The organism is Mesorhizobium sp. M4B.F.Ca.ET.017.02.2.1 (genome assembly GCF_003998955.1).
In the GTDB taxonomy this organism is placed as follows: domain Bacteria; phylum Pseudomonadota; class Alphaproteobacteria; order Rhizobiales; family Rhizobiaceae; genus Mesorhizobium; species Mesorhizobium abyssinicae.
Genome location: NZ_RZOF01000729.1, coordinates 1 through 407, shown reverse-complemented (window position 1 = coordinate 407; position 407 = coordinate 1). Strand labels below are relative to the sequence as shown.

General features: G+C 61.2%; 1 protein-coding gene. It reads left to right on the top strand.

The genetic code is table 11. The features are described from left to right. On the top strand, positions 1–189 hold a 189-nt coding region (locus EN738_RS35075; protein WP_145967077.1), incomplete at its 5' end, for a hypothetical protein. Positions 190–407 lie beyond the last annotated feature (218 nt).

The following is a 407-nucleotide window of genomic DNA, read 5'->3' as shown; positions in this document are numbered from 1 at the left end:
GTCAACGGCATCCGTTTCGCCAGCCGCGCCACCAAGGGCGTGACCATCTTCAACACGGCTGAAGGCGAGAAGGTGGTTTCGGTCGAGCGCATCTCGGAGCCGCAGGCGGACGAGGAAAGCGAAGAGACCATCGAGGGCGGTACGGAGTCTGCTCCCGAGACTGATACCGGTCCGGAAAGCGCTGAATAAGTCCAGACATGACAACGCCGGCCCGTTGGCCGGCGTGGCAGCAAGTCTGGACTGACTTAGTTCTGGACTGACTCAGTAGTGACGATACGGCTTGCGCGGGCCGAAGCCTTCGAAGCGCTTGGTGGTTGCCTTGACGCGGATGCGTTGTGCCTCCTGATGCAGCCCGAATACGGTGGCGATCAGCATGGCGACTGTCATTGCGGTGGCGAGCATGTAGA